We start from the raw sequence: 20,071 nt of genomic DNA, 5'->3' as shown, positions 1-20,071 counted from the left end.
ACTTTCGAGACTTCTGACGTCTCGAAAGTGGCTTTCGCGACATCGCCGGGCAGCCTAGAGCGTCAATCGAGCGAAGGAAGCCGTCTTGGGCAGCACGCCGGATCTCGGCCCGCCGCCGCGGCGGATCACCGTCGACGTGGCGCAGGTGCGCGGGCTTGTCGCCGAGCAGTTTCCGGACTGGGCCGGTCTTCCGGTCCGGCCGGTGGCCGAGTCCGGTTGGGACAACAGGACTTTCCGGCTCGGCGACGAAATGGTGGCGCGGCTGCCGAGCGCGGCCGAATACGCCTTGGCGGTGGACAAGGAGCAACGGTGGCTTCCCGTGCTCGCTCCGCGGCTGCCGCTGCGCGTCCCGATCCCGCTGGCGAAAGGGAAGCCTGGCGCGGGCTATCCGTTCTCCTGGTCGATCTACCGGTGGCTCGACGGCGAACCCGCGAGCACGGACGGGATCTCCGACCCGGTCCGGTTCGCTCTCGAACTGGCGGGTTTCCTGGCGGCGTTGCGGGATATCGACGCCACGGCCGGCCCTCGGCCGGGTAAGCACAACTGGTTCCGGGGCGGCACCCTGCGGACCTTCGACACCTTGACCGAACGCGCGCTCACGGCGCTGGACGGTGAGATCGACGTCGGCTCGGCCCGCGCTCTCTGGAAGTCGGCGCTGGACGTTCCCTGGGACGGCGAGGATCGGTGGTTCCACGGCGACGTCGCGCCGGGGAATCTTCTGCTCGGCGGCGGGAGACTCGCGGCCGTCATCGACTTCGGTACCTGCGGAGCCGGCGATCCGTCCTGCGACCTCGCCATCGCTTGGACGTTGCTGACAGCCGACGGCAGAGAGGCGTTCCGAGAGCGGCTATCGGCGGACGGCCCGGAATGGGAGCGCGGACGGGGCTGGGCGCTCTGGAAGACCTTGGTCACCTGCGCCCGGACGCGGGGCCGCACCGACGAGGAGGCGGTGAACGCGCGCCGCGTCCTGGCCGGGATCCTGGCCGATTGACCGTCGCCCGTGATCGATCCGTGGTTGGATCGGGCGCATGTCCGCCATCGTCGTCGCCGTGATCGCCGCCGTCGCCTCGGTCTCCGCGGCCGTGGTCGCCGGGATGTTCGCGCTGGCCGCACGCCGTCTCGAAGCCCGGGTGCAGAGCGTCGACCAGGTCCGCGAACGGATCTCCGAGCAGAAGCGCGCCATGTGCGAGCCGGTCGTCGACATGCTCGACCGGATGTTCACCAGCGACGACCTGCCCACGGAAGAGGAGCTGAAGCACAAGCGCCGCTTCGACACCTGGGTGAACGTGTACGGCTCCGACGGCATCGTCCAGGCGTACTCCCGGCTCATGCAGGCGCTCCCGGCCGGGGCGCCCGCCGACATCCAGTTCCGGCTCTACGCCGACTTCCTGATCGAGGTCCGCAAGGACATCGGCGACCCCGGTACCGCGGTCGACCGGATGCAGGTCCTCGGACCGCGGTCGGCGAACCTCTCCGACCGCCGGAGCCTGACCGATCCCGACATCAACACGGTCTGCAAACGCCTCGGCTGGGTCCCGCCCTGGCGCGCCAGGTAGGCCCACCCGATCGCGGCCATGTTGGCCAGTAACCACCAGTGCCGAGGCTGAGACGGGCGTTTTGGGGGCGTGGCTGACAGATTCGCGAACGGCGAATCGACCGCGTATGACAAAGACGAAGAATGGTCGCGCGGGCTCTGTGATTTTCCTTGCCTGGTGCGCCTTGCGGGTGTGTTAATTCCCTGTGGCATACCCGTAAATGTGCACACGTGCCCGCCGGGAAGAGCCCGCGAAAGCGGGCATTAATCATTTGTCGGTGGTTTCGGCGGGCGTGGTCCATGTGTTGGAGAGGTACCTGTGAAACACAGAAGACGTAGTCGAAGACTGGCCACTGGGGGCATCGCCGTGGTGAGCACGGCGGCCTTGGTGGCACTGGGTCTCGCGATAGGTTCGGGCACCAGTGCCGCGGCTCCGGGTGAGCTCACGCAGAATTACTCGTGTCCGTTCCCGTTGATCGGAAATCAGAACGTCTCGGTCACCATCAAGACCACGCAGCCCTCGACGATCGAGACCGGGAAACTGACTCCCGCCATCGAGATCACCGCCGTGTCCAACGCGGGCAAGACGGCGACGGAAGGTCTTCGGCTCGTCGGTGCCGAGTCCATCAAGGGCACCGCGAAGGCGACCTCGACCGTGACGATGCCCGGCAGCCAGGGCACGATGACGGTGAAGGTCGACTCCGACGTGCCGAACCAGCCCATCCCGCCCGCGGGCAACGACCTCGTCGTCAACGCCACGGGCAGCGCGCCCGCGCTGAGGTTCGACCAGCCGGGCACCGCCTCGCTCGCGGTGACCGGGCTCCAGCTGGTGATGACCCCGCTGAAGGCCGACGGCACCGAAACCGGGCTGGGCACCTTCACTTCGGACTGCACGCTGGCGGCGGGGGCCGAGACCGTCCTGCAGACCTACACCGTGAACGGCGCTCCGGTCACTCCGGAAGCCGTTGTCGGCACGGGGAACCACCCGCCGCTGCGGCAGGTCTACAGCTGCCCGTTCCCGCTGATCGGGAACCAGGACGTCACGGTCGACATCAACGCGTCGCTGCCCGACACGATCCCGGTCGGCCAGTTCACGCCCAGGATCGACATCACGGCCGTCTCCAACGCGGGCAAGACCGCGACCGAAGGGCTCCGGCTCGTCGGCGCCGAGAAGATCAAGGGATCGGCGCTGGCCACTTCGCTGGTGTCCAGCCCGCAGGGACATCTCGCGGTCGGCGTGCCGACAGCCGTCCCGCTGCAGCCGATCCCACCGACGGGGAACGACCTGATCGTCACCGCGAGTGGTGCGGCGCCGTCGTTGCGGTTCGACCAGCCGGGGACGGCGACCCTTTCGGTGCACGATCTGGTGCTCACCATGACGCCGTTGACGGCTTCCGGCGCGGAGACCGGCCTCGGCACCTTCGTCGCGGACTGCACCCCCGCGAACGGCCAGGCCAACGTGCTGCACACCTTCACCGTCACCGCGGCCGCGGACACGACCCCGCCCTCGGCTCCCGGTGCGGTGACCGTCGGCGAGGTCACCCAGAACAGTGTCGCGCTGTCCTGGGGCGCGGCCACCGACGAGGTCGGCGTGACCGGCTACGACGTCTACAACGGCTCCACGGTGGTGAAGTCGGTGACGGGGACTTCGGCCACTGTGGACGGTCTCGCGCCGGACACGGAGTACTCGTTCACGGTCAAGGCGAAGGACGCGGCGGGCAACGTTTCGCCCGCCACGGCGCCGGCCACCGCGCGGACCGCGAAGGCCCCGGACACGCAGGCGCCGACCACACCCGCGAACGTGCACTCGACCGGAACCACCCAGACCAGCGTGACGCTGGCCTGGGACGCGTCGAGTGACAACGTCGGTGTCACCGGCTACGACGTCCTGAAGGGCGCCGAGGTCGTCAAGTCGGTCACGGAACCGCAGGCCACGATCGACGGTCTGACGGCCGACACCGAGTACTCGTTCACCGTGGTGGCGAAGGACGCGGCGGGCAACGCTTCGGCGGCCAGCGCCCCGGTCACCGCGCGGACGCAGGCCGCGCCGGACACGCAGGCTCCCGGTGTGCCGGGCAACCCGCGCTCGACCGGTACCTCGGCCTCCAGCGTCGGCTTGGCGTGGGACGCGGCGAGTGACAACGTCGGTGTCACCGGCTACGACGTCTACAACGGCGCGACCCTGGTGAAGTCGGTGACGGAGACCAACGCCACCGTCGACGGTCTCGCCGCCGACACCGAGTACACCTTCACTGTCGTCGCGAAGGACGCGGCGGGCAACAGGTCGGAGCCCAGCGCGGCGGTGACCGCGCGGACCGCCACGGTTCCCGACACCGAAGCGCCCAGCGTTCCGGCCGGCCTGGCCACGACCGACGTCACCCAGTCCAGTGTCGCGCTGTCCTGGAACGCGTCGAGCGACAATGTCGGTGTCACCGGGTACGACGTCTACAATGGTTCCACGCTGGTGAAGTCGGTGACGGGGACTTCGGCCACTGTGGACGGTCTGGCGCCGGACACCGAGTATTCGTTCACTGTGGTGGCGAAGGACGCTGCGGGCAACGCTTCGGCGCCCAGCGCCGCGGCGACGGCGCGGACGCAGGCCGCGCCGGACACGCAGGCTCCCGGTGCGCCGGGCAACCCGCGTTCGACCGGGACCACGCAGACCAGCGTGAGCCTCGAATGGAACGCGGCGACGGACAACGTCGGTGTCACCGGGTACGACGTCTACAACGGTTCCACGGTGGTGAAGTCGGTGACGGGGACTTCGGCCACTGTGGACGGTCTGGCGCCGGACACCGAGTATTCGTTCACCGTGGTGGCGAAGGACGCGGCAGGCAACCTCTCGACTCCGAGCGCCGCCATCACCGTCCGGACGCAGGCCTCGCCCGACGAGGTGGCTCCGAGCGTGCCGGGCAACCCGCGCTCCACAGGAACCACGCAGACCAGCGTGAGCCTCCAGTGGGATGCCGCGACGGACAACGTCGGTGTCACCGGCTACGACGTCTACAACGGCTCCACGCTGGTCAAGTCGGTGCCGGGCACCTCCGTGATCGTGGACGGTCTCACGGCCGACACCGAGTACTCGTTCACCGTCGTCGCCAAGGACGCCGCGGGGAACAAGTCGGCCGCCAGCGCGGCGGTCACGGCGAAGACCCAGCCGAACACGTCCCCGGTCGTCAAGTACAGCTACGACCTGACCGGTAAGACACAGCTGAAGAAGCTCGCGGGCCCGATCGACCTGCGCGGCGGCATCAACGCCGCGATCACGCTGGCGAACGGGACCTTCGACGCCGACCTGACGCTGAACCCGACGAGCGCGAACCTCACGCTCTGGGGTTTCGTCCCGGTCAAGGCGAAGATCGAGTTCGCTTCGGCGGGCAAGACCACGGGAACCTTGGCCAACGGGGTGCTCAAGTCGACCTCGGCGGTGACGGTCAAGCTGCCGCGGGTCAGCGTCTTCGGCTTCCCGGTCTCGGCGAGCCCGGCCTGCCAGACGAAGACCCCGGCCCAGATCCCGCTCCAGTCCAAGGCCGGCTTCGACCCGCTGGCCGGTGGCAAACTCACCGGCACCTACACCCTGCCGCCGCTGCAGGGTTGCGGATTCCTCAACGACATCGTCAGCGGTGTCGCCTCCGGGCCCGGCAACACGGTGGAGGTGAACCTCAAGCCGCGTCCGGTCGGCTGATCCCACGGAAACCCTGATCCGGCCCCGTCGCGACCCGCGGCGGGGCCGGATCCATGACCGGACCACCGGCGCGAGTGGTCCGGGTTACTCCGATCGGCCCTGCCGGGCGCGACGGCCAGGTAATAAGTTGCCGCTAACAACAAATCCTGCCGTCGATGAAGCCTGTGGGAAGGATCGACATGAAGTCTCCGAAGCGGCGTCGCGCGATAGTCGCGCTGTTGACCGCCGGCGCGCTCCTGGCGTCCACGCCGGTGAGCGCCGCGCCACTGGCGGACGCGCCCGGCGCGCCGGGTACCGGGGCGGCCTGGACGACCGGCGGTAAAGAGGGTTTCGGCACCGCCACGAACGCGGCGTCGAAGGTCTGGTTCACCCTCGGCCAGGGCATCAACCACGAGATCTACTACCCGACCGTGGACGTCGCCAACGTCCAGGACCTGCAGTACGTGGTGTCCGACGGTGCCGGTTTCACGCAGCTGGAACGCGACCACACCACCAAGCAGCTGGTGCTCACCGACCCGCGTTCCCTGAGCTACCGGCAGATCAACACCGCCACCAACGGGCGGTACCGGATCACCAAGACGCACACCGCCGACCCGGCGCGGTCCACCGTGCTGATCCAGACCAGGTTCGAGGTGCTCGGCGGTGGTCCGCTGCAGCTGTACGCGCTGTACAACCCGTCCCTGAACAACAGCGGGATGGGGGACACCGGCGCCACCTCCGGTGGGCAGCTGGTCGCTTCGGACGGGCCGGTGTCCAGCGCCCTGGCCGTCTCCACCGGGTTCGTCAAGGCGACCAGCGGTTACAGCGGTACCGCGAGCGACGGCTACGTCGATCTGAGCGGTGATCACGTTCTCGGCGCGCAGTACGACACCGCGTCGGCGCCCGGAAATCTCGTGCAGCTCGGGCAGATCCCCGTGGGCACCGACACCACGTTCACGCTCGCGCTCGGATTCGGAGGTGATCGCGGCGCCGCGTCGGCGAACGCGTCGGCCTCGCTCGCCGGCGGGTTCGGGGCGGCGGACACCGCGTACCGGTCCGGCTGGAGCGGCTATCTCTCGTCGCTGGCCGCGGTGCCCCGTTCGATCACCGGCGCCGGTTTGACCACGCAGTACAACGTGGCGCTGATGACCCTCAAGGCCCACGAGGACAAGACGTACTCGGGCGCGAACGTCGCTTCGCTCACCAATCCCTGGGGTGAGGCGAAAGACGCGAACGGCACGGGGGACTGCGGGTATCACGCGGTCTGGTCCCGCGACCTCTACCAGGTCTCGACCGCGCAGATCGCGGCGGGAGACTCGGCGGCGGCCCACCGTTCGGTCGACTACCTGTTCACCGTCCAGCAGCGGCCGGACGGTTCGTTCCCGCAGAACACCCGCCTCGACGGCACCAACTGCTGGACCAGCCTGCAGATGGACGAGGTCGCCTTCCCGATCGTGCTCGCGTGGCAGCTGGGCCGGGCCGACGCGGGGATGTGGGCGAAGGTGAAGAAGTCCGCGGACTTCCTCGTCGCGAACGGCCCCTCGACCCCGCAGGAACGCTGGGAGGAGAACGGCGGCTACTCGCCGTCCACCATCGCCGCGGAGATCGCCGGGCTGATCTGCGCCGCGGACATCGCCGATCGCAACGGTGACACGACGGCGGCCGCCCGTTACCGCGAAACCGCGGACCGGTGGCAGGCGCAGGTCAGCGCCTGGACGTTCACCACGTCCGGTCCGCTCGGCGACGGCCGGTACTTCCACCGCATCGACGGCAACGGCGATCCCGACGACGGCCAGAACGTCTTCCTGCAGAACGGCGGCGGGAACCACGACGAACGCGCCATCATCGACGCCGGCTTCCTGGATCTGGTCCGCCTCGGCGTCAAACCCGCGGCCGATCCGGACGTCGCCGCTTCACTGTCCGAAGTGGACTCCACGCTGAAGGTGGACACTCCCAACGGTCCGATGTGGTACCGGTACAACCACGACGGCTACGGCGAAACCGCTTCCGGTGGCCCGTACACCGGCGCCGGCATCGGACGGCTGTGGCCGCTGCTCACCGGTGAGCGCGGGGAGTACGAGCTGGCCAACGGGCGCCCGGCGACGACGCATCTGGCGGCCATGGCCGCGTCGGCCAATCCCGGTTTCCTGATCCCCGAACAGGTCTGGGACCGGCAAAGCGCCGGTGGCTTCACCTTCGGCGAAGGCACGGGCTCGGCGACGCCGCTGGCCTGGTCGATGGCGCAGTTCGTTCGGCTGGCGCACTCGATCGACGCGGGCGCCCCGGTCGAGACGCCTTCGGTGGTCAAGCAGCGATACAGCGCAGCGTGCGCGGGAGTTTCGGCGAAGTTCACGGTGAACGCCACGACTTCGTGGGGCCAGAACATCTTCGTCGTCGGCGACCGGCCCGAACTCGGTGCGTGGAACCCGGCGAACGCGATCCCGATGTCGTCGGCCGGCTATCCCTTGTGGACGGCGAACGTCACGCTGCCGAAGGGAGCCGCCTTCCAGTACAAGTACATCCGGAAGAAGGGCGGCGCCGTCACGTGGGAATCGGGTGCCAACCGGGGCGGTACCGCTTCGAGCGGCTGCACGATGGCGTTGAACGACACCTGGCGGCCCTGAGCCCTCGTGGGTGGTAAGGACGGTTCTAGTCCGAATCGCCACTCACGAGCCGTGCCTCACCACGCCACTGCCATGCTCGCTCGCAGCTGCAGTACGTGAAGGCCCCCTTCATTGCGCTAGACGCAGTGAAGGGGGCCTTCACGTACTTGGGGAAGGTGTGAAGGTCGAGTTTCCTCGGCTGAGCCGAGGGAAGGGGGCCTTCACGCGCTGCCGCTGTGGTTGCTGAGACTGGTGTTATCGCTGAGGCCGCGGATGGCGATCGCGAGTCCGTGAAGGTCTCCTTCCCTACCTTCAGGGTAGGCAAGGAGGCCTTCACGTACCTCGTTGTCTCGCAGCCGGGTGCCCTGCCGGGTTCGCGACGTGAGGCAGGCGTGCTCCGGACGTGTCCGCTCACGAGCGCCGGATCAGTCCTCCGGCACCATCTTCCCGCAGTCCCCGGGCGACTTGATCTCCTGGTCGGCCGCCTGGGCCACCTGCTCGAAGTTCCGCACGAAGCTCCGGTAGATCCCGTCGTTGTCGAGGACGCGGATGACGTTCTCGTCGTTCTCGTGCAAGGACGGGTTGTTGAAGTTCTGGCTGCCGGTGAAGACGACCTTGGTGCCCGGCTTCAGGTAGTCACCCTCGATCATCATGTTCTTCTCGTGGATGCCCGCCTCGTTGCTCTTCTTGAAACCACGCAGCCGCACACGGTCCGGCTGCCCCTTCAGCAGCGCTTCGCACGAGCCCTTGACCATCCGCAAGGCCACGATGTCCACGGTGCAGCCCCGGGCGGCCAGCACTCGCAGCCGCTCGATGATCTTCATCCGGGTGAGTGACCACACCCCGATGCGGATCTTGGACTTCTCCGTCGAACAGCCGACCTCCTTCAGGGAGTTTTCGACGGTGTCGTTGCCCGCGTCCTTGAGCCTCGGGTAGAAGTAGCTCTTGGTGTTCCCGGTGACGACGGGCGGGTTGGCTTCGTAGTAGTCGGGGTTCGCCGTGGCCCCGTCCGCGACCCTCCGCAGGTCGCCGAAATAGTCGTTGTACCTGGCGAACAGGGCGGCGTTCCCGACGTCGGTGTAGTAGCTGTTCCAGCCGCCCTTGCCGCCCGTCGTGTTCTCGCTGAAGTTCGCCGATCCGGTCGCGACCACCGTCGACGCGTCGAGCGTCCGATCGAACAGGAAGAACTTGTTGTGCATGGCGTTCCCGCCGTTGCACCCTCGGCCGTCCTCGCAGTTCTTCGCCCACGAGTTCTTGTCGCCGGTCTTCTCGAGCCGGTGCTTCATGTCCTTGTAGCTCGGATGGTCCGTCGTCCGGCCGTCGACCAGGACCTGGACGTGCACCCCGCGCTCCGCGGCGTCCGCGAGCGCCTCGGTGATCGGCTTGTCCCACATCAGAAACTGCGCGGTCTTGATGGTCGAGTTCTCGGGCGCGCCACGGATCAGCTTTTCGAGGTATTCGACGATCTGGCCGCCGCCCGGGGTGTTGAAGTCCGCGCGCGTGGTCAGCCGCGGCGTCGCGGCGGCGGCCGGGACGCTGGTCGCCGCCACCAGTAGCGCGGTCGCCAGTGCTCCACGCAGCAAGGTCTTCCTGTGCGGTTTCATTCCGATTCCCTCCCCATCGCCGGATCTGCCGGCGGGTCCACGCTCCCCAGCGCGGGGCGGCGTGGCAAGCGAAATCGCGCGGATTGGGAAGCTGGGACGAATCCACGCCTCTGACCTGCGGTGACGCCGGGCCGGGAGACGTGATCTCGTGAATTCGCGCGGCGAAAGGCGCGCGATGGGACACTGGTGCCCGTCCAGGACAGGGCGCGGAGGGGGCGCAGCGGGATGGCGAGTGAGGCGGCTGCCACGCTGGCGGCACTTCTCACCGAGTACAAGGAGCGGAGCGGCCTGAGCTACGAACAGCTCGGGCGCAAGGTGCATTCCAGCCGGTCGACCGTGCACCGCTACTGCACGGGACGGAACGTACCCACGACGTTCGCGCCGATCGAGGCGATCGCGACGGTGTGCGGCGCGAGCCGTGAGGATCTCGCGAAGCTGTACCGGGTGTGGGAGCGCGCGGACCTGGGCGAAACCCCGGTGCCCGAGCCGGTCGTCATCCGTGACACCGACGTGGCCGAGACCGCTCGCGCGCGACCGCTGTCCCGTGTCGCGCTCGTCGTGGTCCTCGGAGTGGTCCTGTTCGCCGGAGGTGCCATGGCGAATCCGCCGGACCGGCAGGCGCAGGTCACGGCACCCGCTGTCCAGGCGGCGATGTGGACGAACGCGCCACGCGCGCTCGATCCGGAATTCGTCGGGGTGACGACGAACTCGAACACCGGGCTGATGCCGACGTTCCGCGTCGGATCGGTCCGGCTGTGGAACACGCGCACCCGGTGGCAGAACCTGGAGCCCGCCCGCGGCCGGCACGACTGGACAACCCTCGAACGGCTGGTGACCAGCGCTCGCGGCGCCGGTTTCCCGGTGTCCCTGACCTTCGGCGGCACCCCGTCGTGGGCGAGCCCGAACAGCCCGAAGTCCGTCTACACCGACGATTCCCGCACCGGCCCGCCCGACGACCTCGCCGACTGGGATCGGTTCGTGCGGGCCGTCGTCGAGCGGTATCGCGGCCGGATCGACGCCTACGAGCTGTGGGACATGGCCAACCATCAGGACTTCTTCTCCGGTTCGATGGCCGGGTTGGTGGAAATGACGCGGCGGGCGAGCCAGGTGATCAAATCCGCCGACCCCGCCGCCACCGTGGTCTGCCCGTCCATGGGCGAGCTTTGGGATCCCGGCGCGTTCGACGGGTTCCGGCGGTTCGCGAAGCTCGGCGGCTACGACCATTGCGACGCCGCCGCGATGAAACTGGCTCCCCGCAACGACTCCGACCCGCCGGAGACGATGCTGCCACTGGCACAGGAGATCGAAAAGGTCTTGCACGAAGCCGGAGCCGGCATCAGGTTGTGGAGCACCGGGTCGGCCTACGACGTGAACAGGCAACAGCCCCTCGACGCCGACCGGGGTGCGCGGCACGCTGTCCGGTTCTTCCTTTCCGGCCTCTACGCGCAATACCGCCGCATGTACTTCTACAACTGGGGCAGCGCCAAGATCCCCATCGTGCTGCAGCCCGCCGGCGGCCCGCACACGAAGGCGGCGCGACACGTGGAACGCCTGCACACCTGGCTGTCGGGCAGCCGGATCCATTCCTGCGGGCAAGGGCGCGCGGCCGGGTTGCCCGATCACCTGTGGCAGTGCCGCTTCGACCAGGGTGGCAAGGCCTTCCTGATCTGGTGGACCATCGACCGGTCCGAGCGGATCCCGGCGGCACAGGGCACCACCTCGGTCGAAGACCTCGACGGGGAAGTCACGCCGATGGAGCCCGGCGCCGAGGTCGCCGTCACCGGCAGCCCGATCCTGCTGAAGCTGGGCTGAGGGTTCAGCCGCCGTTCAAAGTGGACACGACCGCCGCCACGGTCACCGTGTTGAACACGAAGGCGATGGCCGCGTGCGTGGTCACCGTCCTGCGCATCTCCCGGGAGACGACGTCCACATCGGTCGTCCCGAAGGTCGTCATCACGGACACCGCGAAGTAGATGTAGTCCGACCACTCGGCGGATCCGTCGCCGGGGAACCGCAGGGCGGCGCCCCGTTCGACCACGTCGTCCGCGTGGTAGGCGATCGCGAACGACACCAGGACACAGATCCACGCGACGACGACCAGCGCGACCGCGACCCCCACCCGCGCGCCCGCCGGCAGGCTCTCGCCGCCGAGCCCCGGCATCCACACCACCGCCACCGCCAGCGCGGCCGCCGCGATGATGATCGACACCCCCGGCCCCGGCGCGGTCCCGAACACGTACCGCTGCGCGAACGAGCCGCGGCTTTCCCGCCGTGCCCAGTCGTGGATCTGCTCGGAGGTCGCCGCGCCGAACGCGGCCACCGTCACGACGAGGTAGGCGACGAGGTACGCGAGAAGGACCAGAACACCGGCGTCGACCACCGAGATCGACAGGATGTCCTGGCGGAACGCGGCCGCCAGCGCGGCGACGACCAGCGCGAACACGACGCTCAAGCCGCTCCTGCGGCGCTCGGACAGCCAGCCCCGAGCCGTTTGGCGAGACAGCGTGGTCTCCTTTCCCCGACGAGTCGGGCCAGTCTCGCACCGGAGGCCCGGCGCCGGCGGGCCGCGGTACCCCGTTCCAGTGACGAGGTGATCTTTCGTGGCGCCCCGCCGTCCTCAGGCGACGAGTGGTCCTATCCGGAGCCGCTTCGAACAGGGGAGTCGTCGGCCATCGCGTTGGCCTCGTCGATCAGGGCCATATGCTCTTCGGCCCAGTTCCGGAGCGCCGCCAGCGGGACGTCGAGCGACCGGCCGAGGTCGGTCAGCCGGTAGTGCACGCGGGGTGGCACGGTGGGCTCCACCCGGCGGTCGACGAGGCCGTCACGGACCAGGCTGTGCAGGGTCACCGACAGCATTTTCTGAGACACGCCAGGGATCCTGCGCCGTAGCTCGGCGAACCGGACCTCGTCCGGAGCCGCCTCCGCGAGGACCTTGACCGCCATCGACGTCCACTTCGTGCCGATGCGGTCGAGCAGCCGGCGAGTGGGGCACTCGGGGTCGAACAGATCACCACGCCGTGCCGGTTTGGAGGTCACCTGGAGCTCACCACCTGTGGGGAAAGTGCCGTCTTGGCGGCACACCGGAAGTTACCTACGGTTTTCTGGTAACCAATGGTAACCACAGGGAGGCGACGTGCCCCAGGTACGACGGATCGGCGTCAACGGCATCGAGGTCGACGTGGCCGTCACGGGCAGCGGGCCCGCGGTCCTGTTGCTGCACGGCTTCCCGCACACATGGCGGCTCTGGAGCGAGATCATCGGCCCGCTGGCCGAGCGGCACCGGGTCATCGCCCCGGATCTGCGAGGGCTCGGCGGCAGCACCCGCGCCGCGGACGGCTACGACGCGAGCACGCTGGTCGCCGACGCCGAAGGCATCCTGGACGCCCTCGGCGAACCGGTGGCGGACGTTGTCGCCATCGACGCGGGCACTCCGGTCGCCTTCCTGCTCGCCCTGCGGCGGCCGGAGCTGGTGCGGCGGCTCGTCGTGATGGAGTCGCTGGTGGGTTCGCTGCCCGGCGCCGAGGACTTCCTGGCCGGCGGCCCGCCGTGGTGGTTCGGCTTCCACGCCGTCCCCGGCCTCGCCGAAAAGGTCCTCATCGGACATGAGGCGGACTACCTCGACTGGTTCCTCGCGGCGGGCACGCTCGGGCGCGGCGTGCCGCCGGAGATCCGCGATGCCTTCGTCGACGCCTACACCGGGCAGGACGCCCTGCGCTGCGCTTTCTCCTACTATCGGGCCATGCCGGACACCGCGCGCCAGATCGGTGAAGCGGTGGCCGGCACCAGGCTCACGATGCCCACGATGGCGATCGGCGCCCACCCGGTGGGGCGTGCGCTGGAACGGCAGTTACGTCCCGTCGCCGACGACCTCACCGGTCACCTCATCGAGGACTGCGGCCACATCATCCCGCTGGACCGTCCCGCGGAACTGCTTCGCCTGCTGATCCCGTTCCTCACCGCGGGCCGGTGACGGCCTGTCTGCCCGGCGGGCCCACCCCGCCGCGGTCAGCACGGGTCGGGATCGGCCTGGTTGAAGCAGCTCAGCAGGATGCACGAGCCCAGCAGCATCTCGGCGCCGGCTCCGGCGACGAGCGAGTCGAGCGCCTCGTCGGTGAGTTCGACGAGCCCGGCCGGGTTGGCGGGCAGGAGCCCGGCGCCGGTGGCGGCCCGGTAGCCCTCGTCCTTCCAGTAACGGACGATGTCGTGTTCGGACATTCCTTGTCTCCTTCGGTGTCGTGATCGCGGCCGGGGCACCGGCCTGGACCACACCGTGGGGCACGGCGGTAGGTACCAGGTGGGCACGCGGTGGGCGTCCGGTGGACGGGGCCGGTCGCGCGGGCACCGAACCGGAACGGGCACGATCAGGCACATGACGCGTGAGACAGAGGACGGCTCGGTGTACGACACGATCTTCCGGCGGCGGGACACCAGGGGAGAGTTCACCGGCGAGCCGATTCCGGACGAGGTGCTGCGCCGAGTGCTGAGCGCGGCGCACGCCGCGCCGAGTGTGGGCCTTTCCCAACCCTGGGATTTCGTCGTGGTGTCCGATATGGACCTTCGGAAGCGGTTTCGCGAGCACGTGCTGGCCGAACGCGAGGTGTTCGAAGACCGGTTGGACGTCGAGCGGGCCCGGGTCTTCGCGAACATCAAGATCGAGGGGATCGTCGAGTCCTCCGCCGGGATCGTGGTCGGCTACGACCCGGGACGCGGCGCGCCCGACGTGCTGGGAAGGCACGCGATCGCCGACGCCGGTCTGTACTCGGTGTGCCTGGCCATCCAGAACCTCTGGCTGGCGGCGACGGTCGAAGGTCTCGGCGTCGGCTGGGTCAGCTTCTACCGTGAGGAGTTCTTGCGCGATCTGGTCGGGTTGCCCGGAAACGTCCGGCCGGTGGCGTGGCTGTGCGTCGGCCCGGTGCGGGATCTCCCCACCGTCCCCGATCTGGAGCGGCACGGCTGGCGGGAACGTCTTCCGCTCGACGCCGTGCTGCACCACGAACGGTACGAGCCGCGTATCTGACTGTCCATAAGGGACACAGTCGGTTCCGCGGCTCTGGTCCGGAACGGCGTCGCGAAAGCCACTTTCGGGACCTCAGACGTCTCGAAAGTGGCTTTCGCGACATGATCGCCAGACGGTAGGGACCCTCATCGGTCCCGGCCGGCGAGGGCGGACGCGATCAGCGCGACCGCCGGATCGCTGTCCCCGGCGAGCCGCTCCAGCAGGCCACCCGCCCTGGCCCCCGGAATCTCCGCCAGGGCTTGGACCACGCGGATCCGGACCTCGGAATCCCCGGCGAGCGCGTCGGCCAACGCGGCCATGATCCGTTCCTCCGACCGCGGGTTCTCGACCAGCGAACCCAGGACCTCCGCGGCTTCGACGTCGTTCGTGCCGTCGACCACCATGCCGACGAGGGCGGGGATGGCCGCGGTCGCGCCGCGCCCGCCCAGGGCGAGCGCGGCGGGCCCGCGCACCCTCGCGTCGGGGTCCCCGAGCGCCTCCGTGAGCGCCTTGCCCGCATCGTCACCTGGGATCTCGGCGAGCGCCAGCACCGCGCGCTGCCGGACGTCCGCATCGTCGGCGCGCAGCCCCGCCGCCACCTCGGCCACCCCGTCGCCGCCCGCCCGCGCGAGCGCCCAGCGCAGGGCCCCGGCGACGTTCGGGTCGGCCTCGGTCAGGATCGCGTCGGCGATGCGGTCGGCGGGCACCGGCAGGTCTTCGGCCGGATTCAGGACGGCCTGCTGGCGGCGCGCCGCGTGAGGCGAAGTGAGCCCTCGCAGGAGTTCCACGATGCGCAGGGCGTCCTGCCAGTCCGAGGCGGCGGACGCGTCGACCGCCCGCAACCGCGCGAGCAGTTCCCGCTCCTGGTTCAACCGGTCCTCCGCCTGGCGGATGAGGTCCCCGACCAGCGTCGACGGCGTGAAGGTGGGGTCCTCGAGCGCGCGTGAGATCTGGCGCAGGGACAACCCCAGCGAGCGCAGGCTCTCCACATGGAAGATCCGGCGGATGTCCTCGTCCTGGTACTCCCGGTAGCCGCCGACGGTGCGTCCCGTCGGCCGCACCAGGCCGAGGGAGTCGTAGTGGCGCAGCATCCGGGAGCTCACCCCCGAACGCCGCGCCACCTCGCCGATCAGCACGCCGACCCTCCGGCCGCCCGCGGACCCAGCGCCACGATCCGTTTCGCCTCGTCCGCGGTCACGTCGAAACCCGCTTCCGGGTCGCGCAGCAGGCGTTCCGTGGCGAAAGCGTGCGCGCGCACCGCGTCGTCGCGGCTTTCCGAGGCCTTCCGCAGGGCCGGCTCGCAGGCGGCCTCCCCGAGCGCGATGAGTGCCCGGCTGAGGCTCAGCCGCCTGGTCCGGTCACCGCGGCCGAGCTCGATGGCCAGTTCTGCGGCCAGCCCGGCCCGCGCGCCCTCCGGCACGAGGATGACGGCGGCACGCCAGGCACTCCGGGCGACCTCGTCGTCGGCGTCGTGCATCAGGGATTCGGTGATCGCGGGCCAGGCGGTGCGGTCCCCGATCTTGGACAGGGTGTGCAACGCCTGGCTCCGCGCCTGCGCACGCTCGGAGCGGAGCTCCACCAGCAGCTTGGGCACCGTGCTCTCCGGCGGGAGCCGGGTCAACGCCCAGGTGAGCATGTCGCGGACGAAGAAGTCGGGCTCGACCGCGCAGCGCGCGACGAGGGCGTCGGTGAAGCGCGGGTCGGGCCGGGTGCCCGCGGCCATGGCGGCCTTGAGCCGCGTCGACGCGTCCTCGGAGCGGAGAGCGTCGAGCAGCCGGGTGTCCGTGGTCGGGTTCATGGGAACCACCTCCTGCGCTTCAGTGAAGACCTTGTCACGATGTCAAGGTCAACCCCGAAGCGCCGGAACCCGGCGTGTCGGCCTCAGCGGAGCTTGTCGACCTCGGCGATCCGCTCCCAGCGGGCACCGAGCGCGTTGAGCAACGCCGCCATGTCGATGTCGTCGTCGCCGTCGAGGAGTGCCTTGTCCAGACGGCGCGCGCGGCGGTTCACCTGGCTCAAGACCGACTTGCCCTCGTCGGTGAGCGAAAGCAGCTTGCGCCGCGCGTCGTGCGGGGACTCGACGCGCTGGATGAGCCCCCGCCGTTCGAGCCTGCGGCACAGATCGGCCATCGTCGAGGTGTCGAGCGCGACGGCGCCCGCGAGTGAACTCTGGTCGCTGCCGGGATAGGCGCGGACCGCGGACAGGACCGCGAACTGCGGGCCGGTCAGCACCGGATCCACATGGCGGTTCCACGCGGCGAGGTACGCCTGGTACAGCCGGCGGGCGCCATAACCGGGAGCCGCCAGCAGGTCCGACGGCGTCGCGGGCGTGACGGCCGGTGCGTCGTCCCTGCGCCGGCCCGTGCGCGCCGATTCACCCATCGCTGCTCCTTGTCGGCTCCAACCCGCTGCCCGGGCCCCCGCGGTGATCCTACGTGTCCGGACGGTCGCTCACGGGAAGGCCGCCGAGATCTGTCCGCCGTCACCTCTTGCGTATCCGGATAGTACGTGTTCGTATGAAGCCCGGTCTTGCGTACCCGGATAGTACGTGCTCGGATCAATATGGAGGTGGTCGGCGATGGACCGGAACCTGTTCAACGACATCTGTTTGCGCCAGCTGACGTTCTCGGGGGTGCACGAGGGCGAGACCGTGGTGGTGCTGACCCGCGGCGGTGAGCGGGCGGAGTACGCCGACGCCTTCTTGTGGGCCGCGCAGCAGCTCGGCGCTTCGGCCTACCACATGCGGCTGCCCTCGCCGGTCAGCGCGGCGGGCGCGTGGGCGGTGGGCGACTCGGGGCTCGGGAACATCCCGTTGGCGGTGGAAGCGCTCAAGAGCGTCGACATGGTGGTCGACTGCACGTTCCTGTTGTTCAGCAAGGAACAGTTCGCCATCCAGGACGCGGGCACCCGGATCCTCACTGCCGTCGAACCGCCCGAGCTGCTGGCCAGGCTCATGCCGACGAAGGAACTGCGCGAGCGCGTGGAGATCGGCGCGGAACTCCTGGCCAAGGCAGGCACGATGCGCATCACCAGCCCGGCGGGTACCGATGTCACGTATCAGCTCGGCGTGTACCCGACGTTGTCCGAATACGGCTACACCGACACGCCCGGCCGCTGGGACCACTGGCCGGCGGCGTTCGTGTTCACCGGCGGTGCCGACGACGGCGTCGACGGGAAGATCGTGCTGTCACCGGGCGACGTTCTGTTGCCGTTCAACAGCTACGTACAGACCCCGGTCGAGATCACCATCGAGCAGGGCTTCATCCGGGACATCCGCGGCGGAGCCGGATCATCCGGGCTCGACGCGGATCTGCTGCGTTCCTACATCGAGAGTTTCGACGATCCCCGCGGCTACGGCATGAGCCACGTGGGCTGGGGCCTCGACGAGCGCGCGCACTGGCACGGCCTGACCCAGTTCCCCGGCGGGATGGGCATGGAGCTGCGGAGTTTCTACGGCAACGTCATGTTCTCCATCGGTCCCAACAACGAGCTCGGCGGCCCGAACGACACGCCTTGCCACTTCGACATCCCCATGCGCGGCAATTCCCTTTACCTGGACGACGAACTGATCGTCGACAACGGCGAGCTGACCGTCGTCGAGATGCGTCCGGCGGCCCGCCGATGACCGACCACCACATCGGGATGATCGTCCCCAGCTCGAATCTCACGATGGAGACCGAGCTGCCGCGGATGCTGCGCGCCAGGGAGGAGGCCGAGCCGGGGGACCGGTTCGTCTTCCACTCCGCGAGGGCCCGGATGCGGCACGTCGAACCCGAACAGCTGCGGGCGATGAACGCCCAGGCCGGACGCGCCGCGGCCGAACTCGCCGACGCCAAGCCCGATGTCGTCGCCACCGCGTGTCTCGTGGCGATCATGGCCCAGGGGCCCGGCTACCACTGCACCGCCGAAGACGACATCACGCGCGTGCTGCGTGAAGAGGGTTGCGACGCGCCGGTCGTCTCCAGTGCCGGTGCGCTGCTGTCCGGGCTCGAAGCGCTCGGCGCCCGCAAGGTCGCGATCATCACGCCGTACCTGAAGCCGTTGACCAAGGCGGTGGCGGACTACATCGAGGACGCCGGATTCGAGGTCGCCGACGCCCTTTCGCTGGAAGTGCCGGACAACCTCGCCGTGGCCCGGCTGGATCCCGCCGGGCTGCGCGAGCACCATCGCAGGCTGAATCTGTCCGATGTGGACACCCTGGTGCTGTCCGCCTGTGTGCAGATGCCGTCGCTGCCCGCGATCCAGCCGGTGGAGGACGAGATCGGGATCCCGGTCCTGTCGGCGGCGACGGCCACGACGTTCCGGATCCTGACGGAACTCGGCGTCGACCCCACGGTGCCCGGCGCCGGGAGGTTGCTCAGTGGCGCGGAAGCGTTGACGAAGACGGGAGGCGGGCATGGCCGCGAGTCAGTCGTTTGAGGTCGTTGTCGTCGGTGGCGGGCTCGGTGGGCTCTGCGCCGCGTTGTCCCTGCGGCAGCGGGGGTTGCGCGTCACCGTGGTCGAGGCCGCCCCGGCACTGGGCGAGATCGGCGCGGGGATCCAGACCGCGCCGAACGCCAGCCGGATCCTCATCGGCCTCGGGCTGCGCGCCCGGCTGGAGCGGGTGCGGACCGAGCCGCAGGACCAGGTGCGCCGTCGCTGGGCCGACGGCAGCATCATCGCCCAGCTGGAGCTCGGCGGGCGGGTGACCGACCAGTACGGCGCGCCCTACTGGCACTACCACCGCGCCGACCTGCACGGAGTGCTGCTCGACGCCTGCCTGGATCCCGACGGGATCGGTCCGGTGGTGCGGGTGGCGACCGGCGCGCGGGTGGTCGACCTCGACCGGACGGTGCCGGACCGGCCCGCCGTGATCGCCGCCGACGGACGCCGGTTCACCGGCGACCTCGTGATCGGGGCGGACGGCATCCGGTCTTCGGTGCGCGATCTCGCCGGCTTCGACGACACCCTCGCGTTCTCCGGCGAGATGGCGTACCGGGCGCTGATCTCGGGCGACCTGATCGCGCAGGATCCCGCCACCCGCTTCCTGTCCGACCGCTACCACTCCACGATCTGGTACGGCCCCAACAAACACCTGGTGCACTACATGATCCGCGGCGGGGAGTACCTCAACGTGGTCGCGATCGTGCCGTGCACCGAAACGGTGGAGAAGGACTGGAGCGGTCCGGCGACCGCCGCCGAACTCGCCGCGGAGTACCACGACTGGGACGATCGGGTTCCGACGATGCTGGCGAAGGCGAAGGACGAGGACGTCTCGGTGTGGGCGATGTACCGCCGTCGCCGTGACCCGGTCTGGGTCGACGGCCGGGTCGCCCTGCTCGGCGACGCCTGCCACGCGATGCTGCCGTACCAGGCACAAGGCGCGTCCCAGGCGATGGAAGACGCCGCGGTGCTGGCCGAAGAGCTGGGCCGCGTCACGCGCGACGGGATCGACGGTGCCCTGGTCCGCTACGTGGACCGGCGCGCCAAGCACGCGGGCATGGTCCAGGACGCCTCGCTGCAGAACATGGACTTCTACCACCTGCCCGACGGTCCCGAACAGCGCGAACGGGACGAGAAGCTACGGCGCTTCGACGGCGAATCCGACGTGTCCTACGACTGGCTGTGGAACGGCAGCCCGCTCACCGACCCCGACACCGAGTCCATCCACTACCAGTTCGCCCGCTGAGG

At 69.4% G+C, this 20,071-nt stretch carries 17 protein-coding genes; 10 read left to right on the top strand and 7 right to left on the bottom strand.

The window, feature by feature from the left end:
* Nucleotides 1-85: 85 nt before the first annotated feature.
* The 4 genes from ACOCEP_RS35475 (at nt 86) to ACOCEP_RS35460 (ending at nt 7,822) form a co-directional block, all read left to right on the top strand.
* A complete protein-coding gene (locus tag ACOCEP_RS35475) occupies nt 86-991 on the top strand; it encodes an aminoglycoside phosphotransferase family protein (protein WP_482333892.1) in 906 nt (301 codons plus the stop codon).
* A 37-nt stretch (nt 992-1,028) separates the two neighbouring features.
* Entirely contained in the window at nt 1,029-1,556 is a 528-nt protein-coding gene (locus ACOCEP_RS35470; RefSeq protein ID WP_482333891.1) for a hypothetical protein, read from the top strand.
* Nucleotides 1,557-1,901: 345 nt separating this feature from the next.
* The gene (locus ACOCEP_RS35465) at nt 1,902-5,219 is read left to right on the top strand and encodes a fibronectin type III domain-containing protein (protein ID WP_482333889.1); all 3,318 of its coding nucleotides are present in this window, start codon (nt 1,902-1,904) and stop codon (nt 5,217-5,219) included.
* 179 nt (nt 5,220-5,398) lie between these two features.
* Entirely contained in the window at nt 5,399-7,822 is a 2,424-nt protein-coding gene (locus ACOCEP_RS35460; protein WP_482333887.1) for a glucan 1,4-alpha-glucosidase, read from the top strand.
* 404 nt (nt 7,823-8,226) lie between these two features.
* On the opposite strand, the gene ACOCEP_RS35455 is transcribed toward ACOCEP_RS35460, so the two are convergent.
* Nucleotides 8,227-9,405 (bottom strand): phospholipase D-like domain-containing protein, encoded by a 1,179-nt coding sequence (locus ACOCEP_RS35455; RefSeq protein ID WP_482333886.1) that lies wholly within the window; start codon nt 9,403-9,405, stop codon nt 8,227-8,229.
* 225 nt (nt 9,406-9,630) lie between these two features.
* On the opposite strand from ACOCEP_RS35455, the gene ACOCEP_RS35450 reads away from it, so the two are divergent.
* Entirely contained in the window at nt 9,631-11,217 is a 1,587-nt protein-coding gene (locus tag ACOCEP_RS35450) for a helix-turn-helix domain-containing protein (protein ID WP_482333885.1), read from the top strand.
* A gap of 4 nt (nt 11,218-11,221) precedes the next feature.
* Here the strand turns inward: ACOCEP_RS35450 and ACOCEP_RS35445 are convergent, their stop codons facing one another.
* Nucleotides 11,222-11,848 carry a DUF1345 domain-containing protein gene (locus ACOCEP_RS35445; protein WP_482339876.1) on the bottom strand — a complete coding sequence of 209 codons (627 nt, stop codon included), beginning with the start codon at nt 11,846-11,848 and terminating at the stop codon, nt 11,222-11,224.
* 191 nt (nt 11,849-12,039) lie between these two features.
* The gene (locus ACOCEP_RS35440; RefSeq protein WP_482333883.1) at nt 12,040-12,441 is read right to left on the bottom strand and encodes a winged helix-turn-helix transcriptional regulator; all 402 of its coding nucleotides are present in this window, start codon (nt 12,439-12,441) and stop codon (nt 12,040-12,042) included.
* A gap of 97 nt (nt 12,442-12,538) precedes the next feature.
* On the opposite strand from ACOCEP_RS35440, the gene ACOCEP_RS35435 reads away from it, so the two are divergent.
* Nucleotides 12,539-13,375, top strand: coding sequence for an alpha/beta fold hydrolase (locus ACOCEP_RS35435; RefSeq protein ID WP_482333881.1), 837 nt, complete (start codon nt 12,539-12,541; stop codon nt 13,373-13,375).
* Between the two features lie 35 nt (nt 13,376-13,410).
* Here the strand turns inward: ACOCEP_RS35435 and ACOCEP_RS35430 are convergent, their stop codons facing one another.
* Nucleotides 13,411-13,620: a mersacidin/lichenicidin family type 2 lantibiotic gene (locus ACOCEP_RS35430; RefSeq protein WP_482333879.1), complete on the bottom strand. Its 210-nt coding sequence runs from the start codon at nt 13,618-13,620 to the stop codon at nt 13,411-13,413.
* Between the two features lie 154 nt (nt 13,621-13,774).
* Here ACOCEP_RS35430 and bluB point away from each other — a divergent pair, with 154 nt between their 5' ends.
* Complete coding sequence (bluB, locus tag ACOCEP_RS35425) at nt 13,775-14,422, top strand: 5,6-dimethylbenzimidazole synthase (protein WP_482333878.1); 648 nt, start codon at nt 13,775-13,777, stop codon at nt 14,420-14,422.
* A 125-nt stretch (nt 14,423-14,547) separates the two neighbouring features.
* On the opposite strand, the gene ACOCEP_RS35420 is transcribed toward bluB, so the two are convergent.
* The 3 genes from ACOCEP_RS35420 to ACOCEP_RS35410 form a co-directional block, all read right to left on the bottom strand.
* Entirely contained in the window at nt 14,548-15,537 is a 990-nt protein-coding gene (locus ACOCEP_RS35420) for a HEAT repeat domain-containing protein (protein WP_482333877.1), read from the bottom strand.
* Nucleotides 15,531-16,199, bottom strand: a complete 669-nt coding sequence (locus ACOCEP_RS35415) for a HEAT repeat domain-containing protein (protein ID WP_482333875.1) — start codon at nt 16,197-16,199, stop codon at nt 15,531-15,533. The genes ACOCEP_RS35420 and ACOCEP_RS35415 overlap by 7 nt, the downstream gene beginning before the upstream one ends.
* Before the next feature lie 83 nt (nt 16,200-16,282).
* Nucleotides 16,283-16,783, bottom strand: a complete 501-nt coding sequence (locus ACOCEP_RS35410) for a MarR family winged helix-turn-helix transcriptional regulator (protein WP_482333873.1) — start codon at nt 16,781-16,783, stop codon at nt 16,283-16,285.
* 196 nt (nt 16,784-16,979) lie between these two features.
* Between ACOCEP_RS35410 and ACOCEP_RS35405 the strand changes: the two genes are divergently transcribed.
* Genes ACOCEP_RS35405 through ACOCEP_RS35395 form a run of 3 tightly spaced genes read left to right on the top strand, consistent with a single transcriptional unit; the run spans nt 16,980 to nt 20,069 of the window.
* Nucleotides 16,980-18,026 carry a 2,5-dihydroxypyridine 5,6-dioxygenase NicX family protein gene (locus ACOCEP_RS35405; RefSeq protein ID WP_482333871.1) on the top strand — a complete coding sequence of 349 codons (1,047 nt, stop codon included), beginning with the start codon at nt 16,980-16,982 and terminating at the stop codon, nt 18,024-18,026.
* Nucleotides 18,023-18,820, top strand: coding sequence for a maleate cis-trans isomerase family protein (locus ACOCEP_RS35400; RefSeq protein ID WP_378418338.1), 798 nt, complete (start codon nt 18,023-18,025; stop codon nt 18,818-18,820). Before ACOCEP_RS35405 ends, ACOCEP_RS35400 begins: the two co-directional genes overlap by 4 nt.
* Nucleotides 18,798-20,069: an FAD-dependent monooxygenase gene (locus tag ACOCEP_RS35395; protein WP_073844092.1), complete on the top strand. Its 1,272-nt coding sequence runs from the start codon at nt 18,798-18,800 to the stop codon at nt 20,067-20,069. Before ACOCEP_RS35400 ends, ACOCEP_RS35395 begins: the two co-directional genes overlap by 23 nt.
* Nucleotides 20,070-20,071: the final 2 nt, after the last annotated feature.

Source organism: Amycolatopsis sp. CA-211722 (assembly GCF_056828465.1).
Note: the sequence above shows the minus strand (reverse complement) of the source record. Positions and strands in the feature narration are given on the sequence as shown.

What these genes read in the sequence shown, in the direction of transcription:
- ACOCEP_RS35405 (WP_482333871.1), top strand. Translation starts at nt 16,980, where the DNA reads ATGGACCGGAACCTGTTCAACGACATCTGTTTGCGCCAGCTGACGTTC.
- ACOCEP_RS35470 (WP_482333891.1), top strand. Translation starts at nt 1,029, where the DNA reads ATGTCCGCCATCGTCGTCGCCGTGATCGCCGCCGTCGCCTCGGTCTCC.
- ACOCEP_RS35410 (WP_482333873.1), bottom strand. Translation starts at nt 16,783, where the DNA reads ATGGGTGAATCGGCGCGCACGGGCCGGCGCAGGGACGACGCACCGGCC.
- ACOCEP_RS35430 (WP_482333879.1), bottom strand. Translation starts at nt 13,620, where the DNA reads ATGTCCGAACACGACATCGTCCGTTACTGGAAGGACGAGGGCTACCGG.
- ACOCEP_RS35395 (WP_073844092.1), top strand. Translation starts at nt 18,798, where the DNA reads ATGGCCGCGAGTCAGTCGTTTGAGGTCGTTGTCGTCGGTGGCGGGCTC.
- bluB (WP_482333878.1), top strand. Translation starts at nt 13,775, where the DNA reads ATGACGCGTGAGACAGAGGACGGCTCGGTGTACGACACGATCTTCCGG.
- ACOCEP_RS35450 (WP_482333885.1), top strand. Translation starts at nt 9,631, where the DNA reads ATGGCGAGTGAGGCGGCTGCCACGCTGGCGGCACTTCTCACCGAGTAC.
- ACOCEP_RS35415 (WP_482333875.1), bottom strand. Translation starts at nt 16,199, where the DNA reads ATGAACCCGACCACGGACACCCGGCTGCTCGACGCTCTCCGCTCCGAG.
- ACOCEP_RS35455 (WP_482333886.1), bottom strand. Translation starts at nt 9,405, where the DNA reads ATGAAACCGCACAGGAAGACCTTGCTGCGTGGAGCACTGGCGACCGCG.
- ACOCEP_RS35400 (WP_378418338.1), top strand. Translation starts at nt 18,023, where the DNA reads ATGACCGACCACCACATCGGGATGATCGTCCCCAGCTCGAATCTCACG.
- ACOCEP_RS35460 (WP_482333887.1), top strand. Translation starts at nt 5,399, where the DNA reads ATGAAGTCTCCGAAGCGGCGTCGCGCGATAGTCGCGCTGTTGACCGCC.